The sequence below is a fragment of the Bradyrhizobium sp. Arg237L genome (assembly GCF_029990105.1).
GTDB lineage: Bacteria > Pseudomonadota > Alphaproteobacteria > Rhizobiales > Xanthobacteraceae > Bradyrhizobium.
Window position 1 is genome coordinate 12,495 of the sequence record NZ_JAQMIL010000039.1, and the last position, 13,120, is coordinate 25,614.

12 protein-coding genes are annotated in these 13,120 nt (G+C 65.4%); 2 read left to right on the forward strand and 10 right to left on the reverse strand.

Translation table 11 applies throughout. The features are described 5' to 3' along the window. Window positions 1–8: 8 nt before the first annotated feature. The 6 genes from OZ411_RS23105 to OZ411_RS23130 form a co-directional block, all read right to left on the reverse strand. On the reverse strand, window positions 9–827 hold the full coding sequence (locus OZ411_RS23105; RefSeq protein WP_282529790.1) for a hypothetical protein: 819 nt from the start codon (window positions 825–827) through the stop codon (window positions 9–11). Continuing rightward, window positions 824–1,732, reverse strand: a complete 909-nt coding sequence (locus tag OZ411_RS23110) for a CoA-transferase (RefSeq protein ID WP_282529791.1) — start codon at window positions 1,730–1,732, stop codon at window positions 824–826. The genes OZ411_RS23105 and OZ411_RS23110 overlap by 4 nt, the downstream gene beginning before the upstream one ends. Further along, on the reverse strand, window positions 1,729–2,742 hold the full coding sequence (locus tag OZ411_RS23115) for an ABC transporter permease (protein WP_282529792.1): 1,014 nt from the start codon (window positions 2,740–2,742) through the stop codon (window positions 1,729–1,731). The genes OZ411_RS23110 and OZ411_RS23115 overlap by 4 nt, the downstream gene beginning before the upstream one ends. A 45-nt stretch (window positions 2,743–2,787) precedes the next feature. Further along, window positions 2,788–3,717 (reverse strand): sugar ABC transporter substrate-binding protein, encoded by a 930-nt coding sequence (locus OZ411_RS23120; protein WP_282529793.1) that lies wholly within the window; start codon window positions 3,715–3,717, stop codon window positions 2,788–2,790. A 270-nt stretch (window positions 3,718–3,987) separates the two neighbouring features. Next, window positions 3,988–5,181: a CoA transferase gene (locus OZ411_RS23125; protein WP_282529794.1), complete on the reverse strand. Its 1,194-nt coding sequence runs from the start codon at window positions 5,179–5,181 to the stop codon at window positions 3,988–3,990. Window position 5,182: 1 nt separating this feature from the next. Continuing rightward, window positions 5,183–6,661 (reverse strand): FGGY family carbohydrate kinase, encoded by a 1,479-nt coding sequence (locus OZ411_RS23130; protein WP_282529795.1) that lies wholly within the window; start codon window positions 6,659–6,661, stop codon window positions 5,183–5,185. 186 nt (window positions 6,662–6,847) lie between these two features. Between OZ411_RS23130 and OZ411_RS23135 the strand changes: the two genes are divergently transcribed. Then, window positions 6,848–8,530, forward strand: a complete 1,683-nt coding sequence (locus tag OZ411_RS23135) for a thiamine pyrophosphate-binding protein (protein ID WP_282529796.1) — start codon at window positions 6,848–6,850, stop codon at window positions 8,528–8,530. 31 nt (window positions 8,531–8,561) lie between these two features. Here the strand turns inward: OZ411_RS23135 and OZ411_RS23140 are convergent, their stop codons facing one another. The 4 genes from OZ411_RS23140 to OZ411_RS23155 all read right to left on the reverse strand — a co-directional run bounded on the left by OZ411_RS23140 (window position 8,562) and on the right by OZ411_RS23155 (window position 11,830). Beyond that, the gene (locus OZ411_RS23140; RefSeq protein WP_349017030.1) at window positions 8,562–9,206 is read right to left on the reverse strand and encodes a hypothetical protein; all 645 of its coding nucleotides are present in this window, start codon (window positions 9,204–9,206) and stop codon (window positions 8,562–8,564) included. A 124-nt stretch (window positions 9,207–9,330) separates the two neighbouring features. Further along, window positions 9,331–10,104: a CoA-transferase gene (locus tag OZ411_RS23145; protein ID WP_282529797.1), complete on the reverse strand. Its 774-nt coding sequence runs from the start codon at window positions 10,102–10,104 to the stop codon at window positions 9,331–9,333. Continuing rightward, the gene (locus tag OZ411_RS23150) at window positions 10,097–11,029 is read right to left on the reverse strand and encodes a CoA-transferase (protein ID WP_282529798.1); all 933 of its coding nucleotides are present in this window, start codon (window positions 11,027–11,029) and stop codon (window positions 10,097–10,099) included. The genes OZ411_RS23145 and OZ411_RS23150 overlap by 8 nt, the downstream gene beginning before the upstream one ends. A 24-nt stretch (window positions 11,030–11,053) precedes the next feature. Beyond that, entirely contained in the window at window positions 11,054–11,830 is a 777-nt protein-coding gene (locus OZ411_RS23155) for an ATP-binding cassette domain-containing protein (RefSeq protein WP_282529799.1), read from the reverse strand. A 221-nt stretch (window positions 11,831–12,051) separates the two neighbouring features. Between OZ411_RS23155 and OZ411_RS23160 the strand changes: the two genes are divergently transcribed. Continuing rightward, the gene (locus OZ411_RS23160; protein WP_130579630.1) at window positions 12,052–13,107 is read left to right on the forward strand and encodes a LacI family DNA-binding transcriptional regulator; all 1,056 of its coding nucleotides are present in this window, start codon (window positions 12,052–12,054) and stop codon (window positions 13,105–13,107) included. The last annotated feature ends 13 nt before the right edge of the window (window positions 13,108–13,120 follow it).

Sequence of the window (13,120 nt, forward strand, 5' to 3'; positions counted from 1 at the left end):
CAATCCTGTCATTGGGCCGGCATCAGGACACCGCGCGGATCCACGTCGCGGCGGAGGATGTGCAACTCTTCTGCTGTCGGCGCCTCGGTTTCGGGAATCGATGAAAGGTCGCCGAGGTCGAATCCGGTGGCGTCCCGCAGCTCCTGCCGGCTGACACCGCAGTGGATCGAGCGGACCTTCATGTGCCCGGCCTCGCGGTCGAAGTCGAAAAGACATTTGGGGGTGACGACCATGCAGGGGCCGCCCCAATCAAGGCTGAGCTTCCTGCGCCCGTCGAGCCCTCCCGGGTAGCCGACGCCGGAGACGTAATCGACCTTCTCGACGAAGTTGCGCCGGTCATGGTGTGGCATCATCACATATTCGCGGCGGAACAGCGTCATGTGCTCGGGCTGCAGGATGGGGCCGACGAGGCGAACCTTGGGCCGGTCGTGCGGGCCGACGCAAACACTGTTGATGTTGCCGACGCGGTCCACCTGCACTGCACTGCTGAATCCGAAGCTTACATCGCCGCGTTTGAGCACGAACTGGCCCGGATAGTCGACCATCTGGGACTCGCACGGCAGGTCGCGCAGCATCGCGCTGTGCTCCGAGTCGGGCAGCCGGTCGATCTCGCTGAAGTCCGGGTTATGGTAGCAGCCGGCGAGCAGGATGGTCAGGTTCGGCGCATGCATGCGCTTGGCGAGCTCCATGGCCGCAAGCGGGATGCCGGTCCCGAACAGGGCCGCCGCGGCGCCCGTGAGGAGACCCGTGAAGCCGACCTCGCGATCGGCAAAGCTATGCGCCAGTGCGACGGCGAGCGTTTCGTTGAGGGTGGCGGGCGCGGTCATGCAAGGCTTCCGAGATCGGTGAGACGGGAAAGTTGGGCGGCGCCGAGCTTGTCCAGATAAGCGAAATGGTCTGCCGGCTGGCGGACCCAATCATCAAGGTAGGCGGCGAAGGTGCCGTTGCTTGCAGAGGCCGCCACATAGGCATCGAGGTGGGTATCGTCAGCCAGATATCGCCCCAGCGTAGGCGTCGGATGCGCGCCCCATGGGACCTCCACCACGGCGCTGATCCGATAGGAGGGCAGCTCGACGAAACGGGCGTGCCGCTTGATGAAGGATTTTGCTACGATCTTTTCCGCCGTCACGATGACATGCTCGCAAGAGCGGGCCATGAGCACGTCGCCGCTTTGCGGCAGCAGCCGCCGCGCCGGCGTTACGATGTTGCCCTGCTCGTCAGCCGCGATGGCGTGGATCACCACCACATCGGGATTTGCAGCCGGGAAAGCGTGCAGCCTGCGGCCGGTGATGGGGCAAGGGAATTCCTTGATCTCGTCGTTGTAGGTGACGACATCATTGCCGCCCAGAAACTTGGCCGGCCAGAAGTCGAAGCCATCCTGGTTGGCGCGGAAGCGGTCCCAGCAGGCCATCTCGGGATAGTCCACGACTTTGAGGCGTCCGCCTTCCACCGCGCGGCGATAGTTGCGTGCCAGGCCGTGCTTCTCCAGCCCCACATAAGACGTTTCCACCTTCTTCAAGCAGCCGGCGCCTGCCAGCATGTCGACATCGAAGGAGTGGGCGGATCCGATGATCGTCAGGTCACGCCGGCCCTGGCGGATCAACTCGCGCACGAAGGCCATCGGTTTCTGATAGACGGCGAAGCCGCCGAGAGCGAGCCGGCAACCGTCGGGAACGCGTCCGGCGGCTTCCGCCAAGGTAATCAACTTCGAGGCAAGTGGAGCTTTGCTCATGCGAATCCGTCCGCACGTGTGCGCTGCCGGCGGAGCATGCTCCACCAGACGGCGAGGATGATGACGAGGCCCTGGGCGATCAGGAACACGATGGGGTCGATGCCGGCGAGAACCATGCCGTTGCGCAGCACGGCGACGAACATGACGCCGAGCACAGTGCCGATAAGGCGACCATACCCGCCATTCAGGCTTGTTCCGCCGACGATGACCGCGGCGATCACGTCGAGTTCGATGTGCTCGCCGACGGTGGCGCTGCCCGAGTTCAGCCGCGAGACCAGCATGATGCCGCCGATCGCCGCGAGCACCTGGACAATGATGAACACGGCAATGCGGATGCCTCGCACGGGCACGCCGTAGCGCGAGGCTGTGATCGGGTTGCCGCCGACGGCATAGAGGTGGCGCCCGAAGCGCAGTTGCGACAGCAAGAGCCAACCAACTCCGATCGTGCCGGCCATGAGAACAACCGGTGTGGGCAGGCCGAGAACGGAGCCGTACCATAGACCGTCGAGCGCCTTCGGCATCGGCCCGATGGTGAGGCCGTCGCTCACGTAGAACGCGACGCCGCGCAGCGCCGACAGCAGCCCCAGCGTTGTGATGAACGACGGGATCGCCCAGATCACGCGCAGCGCCCCGATGAAGGCGCCGATGAGGACTGCAATGCCGACTGCGAGTGCGCTTGCGGTCACGAGCGACCAGCCGAGTTTCACGACCAGGAGCGACATCACGGTTCCGGCAAGGCCGACGGTTGCTCCCACCGACAGGTCGATCTCGCCTGCGATGATCACCATCGTCATCCCGACCGCGATCATCGCGACGACCGAAGTCTGGGTGAGGAGCGTCGCGAAGTTGGCTACGGTCAGGAAATTCGAAGCCGTCGCCGAGAAGTAGATGATGAGTGCCGCCAGCGCGATGCCGACGCCGATCTCGGCGCGCCAGGAGGCCAGGGCCGCCTTTAATCGCGCAGGATTGATGCCTTCGCGAGGTTGGGCGAGCGTGCTGTTCATGGACATGAGTTCTCGCAGGAAGATTCGAGGGGCTCCAAGGAACTTCGCGCCTTAGTTGGACAACGAGCGCACGAGGTCCAGATATTCTTTCACCGGCTGCTGATCGCTCTTGGTGTAGAGCTTCACCGGCACGTTGACGTAGCGGGGCTGATTTTCGCCGCGCTTGGCCTTCACCGCGGTTTCAACCGTCAGATAGCCGATGCGGTAAGGCTGTTGGTCGGCGATCGCTTCCACCGCGCTGGACGGGTCGAGCAGCATCTGGGCAAGATCCTGGCTCATGTCGATACCGTACAGCTTGGTCTGCGTGTTGGCCCGTCGCGCTGCGGCTGCCGCTCCGGCGAGCGTGCCGGCGTTGGAGGCCCAGATGGCCGTGGTGTCAGGCTTGCGGCGCAGGATGTTCTCCAGGCCGTTCGCGCCCTCCTCGGGCGTGGCGCCGCTGACCTCGGCGACGGTCTCGTACTTCAAGCCTTCGAGAGCGGACAGGAAGCCCTGACGGCGGGGCTGCATGTTGGCGTTGATCGGCGGCAGCGTGATGATGCCGATCGAGGGCTGGCCGCCCTTGCTCTCCAGGTACTTGCGCAGCTCCTTGCCGACCGCGGCGGCCAGTTCGTGGCTGTCGACGCCGATCGAGTGGCTGGCGATCGAAGCATCCTCGAGTCTGGTATCGTACTCGACGACCATGATGTTGCGGTCCTTGGCCCGGCGGGCGGACGCGACCGAACCCTGCTTGTCGAGCGGCGGCATGATCAGCACGTCGACTCCACGGGTGACGAAGTCCTCGATCACCTGGCCCTCGGTCGGCAGCTTGCGCTGGTTGAGGCCGAACGTGATCGTCGCGCCGTATTTCGCGGCCGCGTCGCGCATGCCGCGCTCGATCTGCTGCCAGTATTGCGAGTCACGCGCGTAGATGATCGCGCCGATGGTGATCTTGTCCTGTGCCTGTGCAGGCATCGCCGCGGCGGCCGCGGCCAGCGCGAGCATGGGTGCCTTGAGCCAGCGTATAGCGAACATGTAGTCCCTCCCGATAAGGGCCGGCCCTTGGCGGGGGCATCGGCCCAGAACGTTTCCGCCGTAGGGCTGCTACTCCGAAAACGATTTCCGAAAAACGTTTCTGTACACTACAGATCAGGCCCTCTCGCAAAGGTCAACCGCTAAGACCGCTGTTCCGGGCAGGTCGGCCAGCGTAGCATGGCGCCACGGGGCCGAATGTTTCGTCGGCATCCGAGGTCCAGCGCGGGCGCCGTGAGCCCCTCATCCGATCACGCGCTTTCCGATCAACTCATCGCAGCGTTCTCGGGGCCAGCCGAGCCACTCGGCAGCCACCTCGCTTGTGTGCTCGCCGACGAGAGGGGAAGGTCGGCGCACGGCGCCCGGTGTCTCGCGCAACGTGACCGTGATCCCGTGTGTCGGATATGCGCCGGCGCGTGGATGATCGACCGTCAGGATCTGGTTGCGGGCCTTGAGCTGGGGGTTCTCGACCACGTCTGCCATTGTGGAGACCTTCGCACAGGGCACACCGGCGCGGTCCATGGCCTCGACCACGGCGTCGGCGGTGTGTCTGCTGACCCAGGCCTGGACTTCGGCCTCGATCGCGGATGCGTTCGCTACGCGCGCCTTCACGGTAGCGAAGCGCGGATCCTGCAGCAGGTCCTCGCGTCCCATCGCGGTGACCAGGCGCTGGAACAGCGGATCGGTGCCGGAGGCGATATGCACCCAGGCGCCGTCCGATCCCTTGAAGGTGTTGACTGGTGATGTGTAGCGGTCCCGGTTGCCCTGGCGGCTCATGCTGCGGCCGAGGACAGCCTGCTCCGGGATCGCCGTCATCAGCAGGCTGGCTGCGCTCTCGAGCAACGTGGCCTCGACGAGCTGGCCCTTGCCGGTCTGCTCGCGGGCGGCAAGAGCGGTGAGCGCTCCGATGGTCGCGTAGAGCGCGGTCGTGTAATCCACCACGAAGGTGCCGGCCATGGTTGGCGGCCCGTTCGGGTCGCCGGTGAGCTCCATCAATCCGCTCGTCGCCTGCGCGATCACGTCGAAGCAGGGTCGTTGCGAGAGAGGCCCGGTCTGCCCGAAACCCGAGATGCGCACCATGATGAGCCGCGGGTTGAGCGCGTGCAGCGCCTCCCAGCCGCAGCCCATCTGCTCCATCGTTCCCGGACGGAAGTTTTCGATCAGGATGTCGGCCTTGCCAGCGAGCTCGCGCAGCACCTGCTGGGCCTCAGGCTTGCGGAAATCGAGCGCGAAGCTGCGCTTGTTGCGGTTGTACGTCATGAAATAGACGCTCTCGCCGCCGAGCTTCGGCTCGTTCTCGCGGGTGTCGTCGCCCGAGTCGAGGCGCTCCACCTTGACGACGTCTGCACCGTGATCCGCAAGCTGCATCGCGCAGAACGGGCCGGCGATGAAGCGCGACACATCGAGGACCTTCAATCCCTGTAGCGCACTGAACATGTCAAAGATCTCCTGCTTCCTGAACCGGAAGTCTGTCGAGGTGTTGGCGGTAGGCGAGATACTGCTTCTTGAGATGAGCGTAGGCGGCGATCGCATCGGGCGCCGGTTCGATCTTCTCGCGGATTCGAACCATCGCGGCGCTGGCCGCCCGGAGGTCCGCATGGAGTCCGACGCCGACGGCTGCCAGCATGGCGGCACCGAGCGCGGAAGCCTCGGCGACCTCCGGTACGATGAGCGGCTTGCCGAGCAGGGCGGCACGAATTTCGAGCCACAGCGAAGACTCGGCCCCACCGCCGACGGCGCGGATCTCGCGCACCGGCATGCCCGCGGCCGCCAGCGCATCGAAGACCTCTGCGACCTCAACCGCTACGCCTTCGAGCGCGGCGCGGAACAGGTGTCCACGTCCGTGCTCGAAACTCAGTCGCGTCAGGCCGCCGCGTTCGGTGACGTCCCATCGCGGGGTCCGCGAACCCGCCAGCATGGGTGAAAAGATCAGGCCGTCGCTGCCGGCTGCGATCGCGGCGGCTTCGGCCGTCAGCGTCGGCAAGTCGGCGCCGAGCACGCCGGCAAGCCATGCGACCGCGCCGCCGGTGGCCGCCATGGGACCGCCGACGCACCAGGCTTCTCCAACGGGAAAGCGATTGAGGACGAGGCGGCGATCCGGATCGAAGCACGGCTGGTCGGCGCAAGCGAAGATGACGTCCGTGGTGCCCATGACGTTGACGGCGATGCCGGGCTCGACCATGCCGCCTCCCATTCCGCCCACGGTGCCGTCAGGGCCGCCGACCACCACCGATGTTCCATCCAGCAGCCCGAGAGCACTCGCCGCGTCCCAGGTCAGCCGGCCGGCGACCGCAGTGCCGTCGCGTATCTCGGGAAAAAGGTCGCGCGGCAGCTCCAGCGCTGCGATCAAGTCCTGGCTCCAGGCCCCCCGCCCGACATCGAACAACAGCGAATAGGAAGCGCCCGCAGGGTCGCAGACGGCTTCGCCGCAAAGGCGCATGAGCAGCCAGTCCTTCATGGTCAGCATCAGGCGCGCCTTGGCGAAGACGTTGGCCCGGTGATCGCGGAACCACAGCAGCAGCGGCCCGGTCAGCTCGGGGGCGATCCGGCGACCGGAGATGCCATAGACCGTTGCGGCGCCAAGCCGGTTCTCGATGAGGGCAGCTTCACGCGTCGCGCGCCGGTCCTGCCATGTGCAGATGTGCGCAAGCGGCAGCCCATGCGCGTCCGTGAGCACCATGCCAATCGCGGCAGTGACGCCGATCGCGGCGATGCCCGCCCCATCAACCCGGAGGTCGCGGACCGTTTCGACGACCGCTGCCCATAGCGACGTTGGATCGGCCTCGGCGAACGACGCCTGAAGCGCAACGCTGAAGGGGCGGCTGGCATGGGCAAGCCGCACGCCGGTCGCGTCGAAGAGTGTGGCCCGCGTGCTGCTGGTGCCGGCGTCGATGGCGAGGATCAGGTCACCCCGCATTATGAACCGATCCTGTGAAGGTGATGGCGGCGGGAGAGGCAGGCAAAATTCATGGATCCCGTACGTCGGTTTGGCGTACTGGCATAAAGACACAAAAAACGATTTCCGAAAACGTTTTTTTCTGCTACGCGTCGCTGCCATGGCCAAGGCGGCCGCAGACCTCAAAGACAGTCAGGAGTGCAGCAGATGACGACTTCACAGCCCGCGCGAGCGAAGATCGGAGCCGCACGCGCGGTCATCCAATGCCTCAAGCTCGAAGGGGTGGAGTTCATCTTCGGCGTGCCTGGCGGCCAAACGCTCTCGATCATGGACGCGCTCTACGACGAGCCCGGCATCCGTTTCATCACGACGCGCGACGAGCGTGCTGCCGCACACATGGCCGACGCCTACGGTCGCCTGACCGGTAAGCCCGGCGTCTGCCTCGCGACCACCGGCCCCGGGGCCACCAACCTGATTACTGCCGTGGGCGGTGCGCACCGCGATTCAAGCCCGGTTGTGGTGATTACCTGCAACAACCGACGCCGGCATATCGGCCAGGATGATAACCAGGATGCCGATCACGTCACGCTCTTTCGGCAGTTCACCAAGCTGAGCCGCTTCGTACCGGACAGCGAGGGCATTCCGCAGGCTGTGCGCGAGGCCTTCCGTGTGGCGACGACGGGCAATCCCGGCCCCGTTCTCCTCGATTTCGCCCGGGATGCGGTTGAGGGCGGCGAGATCGCGTTCGAGCCGATCGATCCGCAGAATTATCGCTTCAACGAGCGCCCGGTCGCTCCTGAAGCCTCCATCGCGGTAGCCGCCCAGGCGCTGGCCGCCGCCAGGAAACCGGTACTGTGGCTTGGTCGCGGCGCGATCATCGCGCGGGCCGGCGAGGCCGCGCTGAAGCTGGCCGAGGTGCTCGGTGCGCCGATCGTGACGAGCTTCAATGGCATCTCCGCCGTGCCCGGCGACCACGATCTGTGCTTTGGCCCGCGCAGCCGCTTCGGCACCAAGGTTTCCAAGCATCTGCTGCAGGACTCAGATTGCATCCTTGTCGTCGGCAACAGCATGAATGCAGCGTCGACCTCGCGCTGGACGCTGCCGCTCACCCGGAACATCGTGCAGGTGGACCTCGATCCGGCGATCGTCGGTCGCAATTACCCGGTCGCGGTGGGCGTGATCGGCGACGCCGCCGATGCCTTGCGGCGGCTCGCGGCGGCGCTGCAGGGCAAGCTATCGGCCAATGCCGCCGCGCGGGCGGACTGGCTCACTCAGGCCAGGCGGCAGCGGGAGGATTGGCGCAAGGAAGTTTTCGCTCCGGCCTACGCGACGTCACGACCGATCAAGCCGCAATGGGTCATGCAGACGCTTGGCGCGGCGATCGACGCGAACACGGTGATCGTTGCCGATGCAGGCAACCCCGGCGTCTGGACGCATATGCTGCCGATCAAGACGCCCGGCGCCTACATGAAGCCGGTCGGCTACGGAAACATGGCCTTCGGTCTGCCGGCTGCGATCGCCGCCAAGCTTGCGGGGCCGGGCAAGGACGTCATCGCCGTCGTGGGCGATGGCTCGCTCGGCATGAGTATGGGCGACATGGAGACCGCCGTGCGTGAGAAGGCGCCGTTCACGCTGATCGTGATGAACGACATGGCGTACGGCAACATCAAGCAGGAAGAGCTGCACTTCCACGGTCAGCGCTACATCGGCGTGGATTTCGGCGACGTGGACTATGCGGGCATCGCCAAGTGCATGGGCGGCGACGGTGAGAAGGTTGCCAATCCCGGCGATCTGGCCGCCGCGATTGCACGAGGCAAGGCCTCCGGCCGCTTCTACCTGATCGACGTCCGCATCGACGGGAGCGAGAACGTCTGGAAGGATCCGATCTGAGGCCTGCAGCCGGGTGCGGCGGCTTCGCGGATCAGACCCTCAACACTCGGTCGGTCGTGATGCCGAGCAGCCGTCGCGAACCGACCGCATCGAGGGCAGCCCAGTGATCGCCCGGCTTGAAGACATGCTTGTCCAGCCAGGCCCGTAGGGCCTGGTGCGACCGCGTCGCGTCGGCGATCTTGCCAAGCGCTGCGTGGTCCGCTTCGTAGCGGGTGTCGCAGGCGGCGGGATAGGCGCCGTAAGGCGCCTCGACGATGCAGGCGACGGCCTCACCGGACAGGAACGGATCGGTGGGGCGCCGGGCGATCGCCTGAGCGCTGACGACCTGCTCGACGGACACGATCGCTTTTGCGCCTGCCTTCGCGAGCAGCAAGTCCGGGAATTCGGGCTCCCATTGATCCATCGCGAAGCGAGCATTCCCGTCCGCATCGGCCCACTGCGCATGCAGGAGCACGACATCCGGCCGCAATATGCGGAAATGGGAGTCCCACGTGCCCGATGTGGAGGGCAAGCCGAGCGCGATGGCGCGGATGCGATCCCGCGTCTCCATGTCATCGGCCGCGATACGCGCGCCGCAACCCGCGGCAATGAGGAGTTCGAGCGCCAGGCCTTTGTCCCAGGACACGAGACGAAGGTCCTTGCGGCCCTGCCGGATGATCTCGCACGCCAGCGCCATTGGTGGCCTGCGCCCTGCGTGACCGCCAAGGGCGACACAGTCGGCGTCACGAATGAGGCCGATTGCATCGGCGAGCGAAACGACTTTGTGTCCGGCGGACATTGGCGGGAATCCTCGGGTGTGCTCAGCGCTCGTCGCGGCCGACATAGACCCCGTCGGGGTCGATGACGTCGCGCAGCAGACGCAGCAGATGAAGATCGGGCTCCGGCTCGATTTCGAGCGTCGGTGCCGCATCGATGGGAAAGGCGATGTGCTCCTGCACCTCGGCAAGCGTTACGCCGGGATATAGGTGCTCCACGCGCATGCGCCTCGAGGCCGGATCGAAACCAAGGATCGCGCGATCGCTGATCACCCTGACCGGGCCGGCCCCCGGCAAGCCCGCCGCTTCGCGTGCGCCAGGACCGGTGAGGAAACCCGGTGTCGTCAGGTACTGCACCTTCTCGACGAAGCGCTTGCGGTCGAGGCGCGCGATCACCACGAAACGCTTCGCCATGCTGGCAATGTCGTTAGCGCCGCCGCTACCCGGCAGCCGGACCCGCGGCCGGTCGTAGGGCCCGATCACCGTGGAGTTGAGGTTGCCGTAGGGATCGATCTCGGCCGTGCCGAGGAAACCGATGTCGACCTTCGCCTGCTGCAGCAGGCTGAGGGCGTAGAACGTACCGGCGACCTTGGTGGAGCCGTGCACAAGCCGGTAGTCGCCCACGCCGGTGGCGAGATCGACAGGCTGGGGATCGATGATGCCGGACTCGAACACGAGGTTGACGCGCGGCGCGTGCGTCGCCTTGGCGAGATAGGCGGCTACCATGGGCAGGCCGGTCCCGATGAAGGCGGTGTCGCCGTCGCGAATCTCGCGCGAGGCGGCGACGGCCATGTATTCGTCGCGGCTGACATCAGTCATGACGGACCTCACGCAGGTAACCCAGCGCAGGGTCGACGCGCAGGCGGAGCAGCCGGGACATCGTCAGCGCGTCCAGATAGGCGAAATGGTCGGGCAGGCCATGCACCCAGCGGTCGAGCCAGGCGGCTGTATCAGTTTCCGAGCGCGACGCTGCGTAGTAGTCGGCAAGGTGAGGGGCGTCATGGTCGTAGTAGCCGTAGACTCCCGTCGGATGCGCGCCGTAGGGCACATGGACCACCATGTCGACCATCAGCGCCGGCAGCAGCGTGAGTTCCGGTTGACGGCGGATGACGTCGGTGTCCACGATCTCCTCGACGGTGACGATCACCTGTGCCGCAGCGCGCGCCTGCTCCTCGATCACTGACGTTGTCCCGAATAGCTGCACATTGCCGAGCCGGTCCGCGCGGGCGGCGTGAATGACGGCCACGTCGGGTTTGAGCGGAGAGACTGCGGTGACAACGCCGTTGCCGAAGGGCGAATCCAGGCGCTTCGCCTTGTGCGCCGCCGGCTCGAAACCAGAGACCGCGAGGATATCCGTCCCCGCCATCGCCCTCATGGGCATGAATGGCAGACCGAGCCCCGCCGCCATCAAGCGCGATACCATGCCGAAATGGCTGTGATCTTCGACCGCGATGGTGCCGGCCTCCACCGCCTTGGAGAAGCGCTGGCAGCGGCCGTAACCCTCGAACATGAAGTTCGAGAAATAGACCTTTTCGAGCATGCCCGCGGCGGCCAGGAACTCGGCGACCCAGCATTCAGCGACGCTCATCAGCGTGAGCCGCGAGCGCCCTTGCCGGACGAGCTCACGCGTGAAGGCAAGCGGCTGATGGGAATGTGCGAAGCCGCCGGCGGTCAGCGATGCGCCGTTGGCGACGGATTGCGCGGCCTCGGCCAGCGAGACGAGTTTCGACGGCGTTTGCGCCATTGTTGGGCCTTGTCCGTGAAGCGCTCAGGCCGCCTCTATCCATGTCTGGCGGGCGCCGGTGATCAGCGACACGATGTCATCGCCGTTGACCGAGGCGGTCGGTACATCGCCGACCTTGGTCCCGTGCCGTAGAACCACCACGCGATGGCTCATCTCCATCACCAGCGGCATGTTGTGGCTGATCAGCACGATCGAGATGCCCTGTTCCTGCAGCTTCCGCACGGCGTCCATGGCGCGCTTGGTCTCCTGCACGCCGAGAGCGGCAGTCGGCTCGTCGAGCAGCACGAGCGAGGATTTCCACAGTTTGGTGCGGGCAACCGCAACGGCCTGGCGCTGGCCCCCGCTGAGGCCGGAAACGTTGGCGTCAGCTCGCGGCACGTTGACAGAAAGGCCCTTGAGGGCATCGTCGGCGGCCGCGCGCATGCTGCGCTTGTCCAGGAAACGCAGCGGGGCGATCCCCCAGGTTCTTTCCCGGCCCAGGAATATGTTGTCGGCGACGCTCAAATTGTCGCAGAGGCCGAGGTCCTGGTACACGGTTTCGATTCCCAGATTCCTCGCCACCTCGGTGGAGGAGATCGCGATGGGGCGGCCGTCGGACAGGATCTCTCCTCCGGTCGGCTGAATGGCGCCGGACAGGATCTTGACGAAAGTGCTCTTGCCCGCGCCATTGTCGCCGACGAGCGCGACGGTCTCGCCTTTGCGGATGCGGAAGTCGACTCCCCGCAGGGCATGCACCGGGCCGTAGGATTTCCTGACGCCACGCGCTTCAAGAAGGGCCGCGCCGCTGGTGCCGTGTGTCATTCGCATCCTCCATCTGGACCTGAACGTGTCGACTTGAAAAAGCCACGAAACGATTTCCGAAAACGTTTCTTGGTTTTGCAAAGTACACGTGCTATGACGCTGGGGTCAACTGCGGACTTAATCTGCTTGCGATGCGCGTTCTCTCAGGGTCTGAATCTGGACGAAGCCCGGCCGGCCGCTATTGGTGCCGAACGGTGCATGGGTGTCGGAGAGCCTGAGACATGAAAGACAAGAAGCGCGTAACGATCAAGGATGTCGCCAACGAGTGCGGTATCGCCCTCTCGACCGTCTCCAACGCGCTGGTTGGCAAGCAGCATGTAAGCGAGGAGACCCGGCGGCTGGTGAAGGAGACCGCCGAGCGTCTCGGCTACCGTGCGTCCGCCGTGGCCCGGGCGTTGCGGATGCAGCGCAGCTTCACCATCGGCGTCTTGATTGCCGACGTCGCCAACCCGGCCTTTCCGGATTTCGTCCGTGGCGTGGAGGACGTGGCGATCCGCGAAAAGTGCAGCCTGCTTCTCTGCAACACGGATGGCGATGAGGAGAAGCAGATCTGGCATATGCGTGCGCTGCTCGACAGCCAGGTCGACGGCATGGTGCTGATCTCCCAATACACGGATACGCCGCGCGTTCGCGAGTTGCTCGACTCGGGGACGCCTTTTGTGCTGGTGCAACGACGCAGTCCGCGCCACGAGGATGACTATGTCGGTTCCGACAATGTCGGTGGAATCACCCAGGCCGTAGATCATCTCGCCAGTCTCGGCCATACCCGCATCGGCTTCGTGCGTGGTCCGATGGACTCCTCGACCGCCGCCGAACGGCTCGAGGCCTACAAGGCCGCGATCCGCCGCCTGAAGCTCGACCGGGACGCCGAACTCATCTTCAACGGCGACTACAACCTGCCGACCGGCTATGACGCCGGCCTGCGCTTGTTGTCTCTGCCCAATCGCCCCACCGCGATCATGGCCAGCAACGATCTGAACGCCATGGGCGTGATCGAGGCGGCCATGGAGCTCGGCATCAAGGTGCCGGCCGACCTTTCGGTTGTCGGTCTCGACGACATCCGGCTCGCTTCCTTCCGTCGCATCGACCTGACCACCATCCACCTGCAGAAGCGCATCATGGGCGCGGCTGCGGCCGAGATGCTGATGAAGCGGATCCGCAACCAGCGTCCGTCGCCGGCACGCGAGCAGATTTTCCCGACGGGACTCGTTGTCCGCGGGTCCACCGCGCGCGCCCCCCATGCGGCGGGCAAAAAGCGCAAGAAAGAAGCCGTATAATTCCAGTCAAGGA

What these genes read in the sequence shown, in the direction of transcription:
- OZ411_RS23115 (WP_282529792.1), bottom strand. Translation starts at nt 2,742, where the DNA reads ATGTCCATGAACAGCACGCTCGCCCAACCTCGCGAAGGCATCAATCCT.
- OZ411_RS23135 (WP_282529796.1), top strand. Translation starts at nt 6,848, where the DNA reads ATGACGACTTCACAGCCCGCGCGAGCGAAGATCGGAGCCGCACGCGCG.
- OZ411_RS23140 (WP_349017030.1), bottom strand. Translation starts at nt 9,206, where the DNA reads ATGGCGCTGGCGTGCGAGATCATCCGGCAGGGCCGCAAGGACCTTCGT.
- OZ411_RS23125 (WP_282529794.1), bottom strand. Translation starts at nt 5,181, where the DNA reads ATGTTCAGTGCGCTACAGGGATTGAAGGTCCTCGATGTGTCGCGCTTC.
- OZ411_RS23155 (WP_282529799.1), bottom strand. Translation starts at nt 11,830, where the DNA reads ATGACACACGGCACCAGCGGCGCGGCCCTTCTTGAAGCGCGTGGCGTC.
- OZ411_RS23120 (WP_282529793.1), bottom strand. Translation starts at nt 3,717, where the DNA reads ATGCTCGCGCTGGCCGCGGCCGCCGCGGCGATGCCTGCACAGGCACAG.
- OZ411_RS23160 (WP_130579630.1), top strand. Translation starts at nt 12,052, where the DNA reads ATGAAAGACAAGAAGCGCGTAACGATCAAGGATGTCGCCAACGAGTGC.
- OZ411_RS23110 (WP_282529791.1), bottom strand. Translation starts at nt 1,732, where the DNA reads ATGAGCAAAGCTCCACTTGCCTCGAAGTTGATTACCTTGGCGGAAGCC.
- OZ411_RS23145 (WP_282529797.1), bottom strand. Translation starts at nt 10,104, where the DNA reads ATGACTGATGTCAGCCGCGACGAATACATGGCCGTCGCCGCCTCGCGC.
- OZ411_RS23130 (WP_282529795.1), bottom strand. Translation starts at nt 6,661, where the DNA reads ATGCGGGGTGACCTGATCCTCGCCATCGACGCCGGCACCAGCAGCACG.
- OZ411_RS23105 (WP_282529790.1), bottom strand. Translation starts at nt 827, where the DNA reads ATGACCGCGCCCGCCACCCTCAACGAAACGCTCGCCGTCGCACTGGCG.
- OZ411_RS23150 (WP_282529798.1), bottom strand. Translation starts at nt 11,029, where the DNA reads ATGGCGCAAACGCCGTCGAAACTCGTCTCGCTGGCCGAGGCCGCGCAA.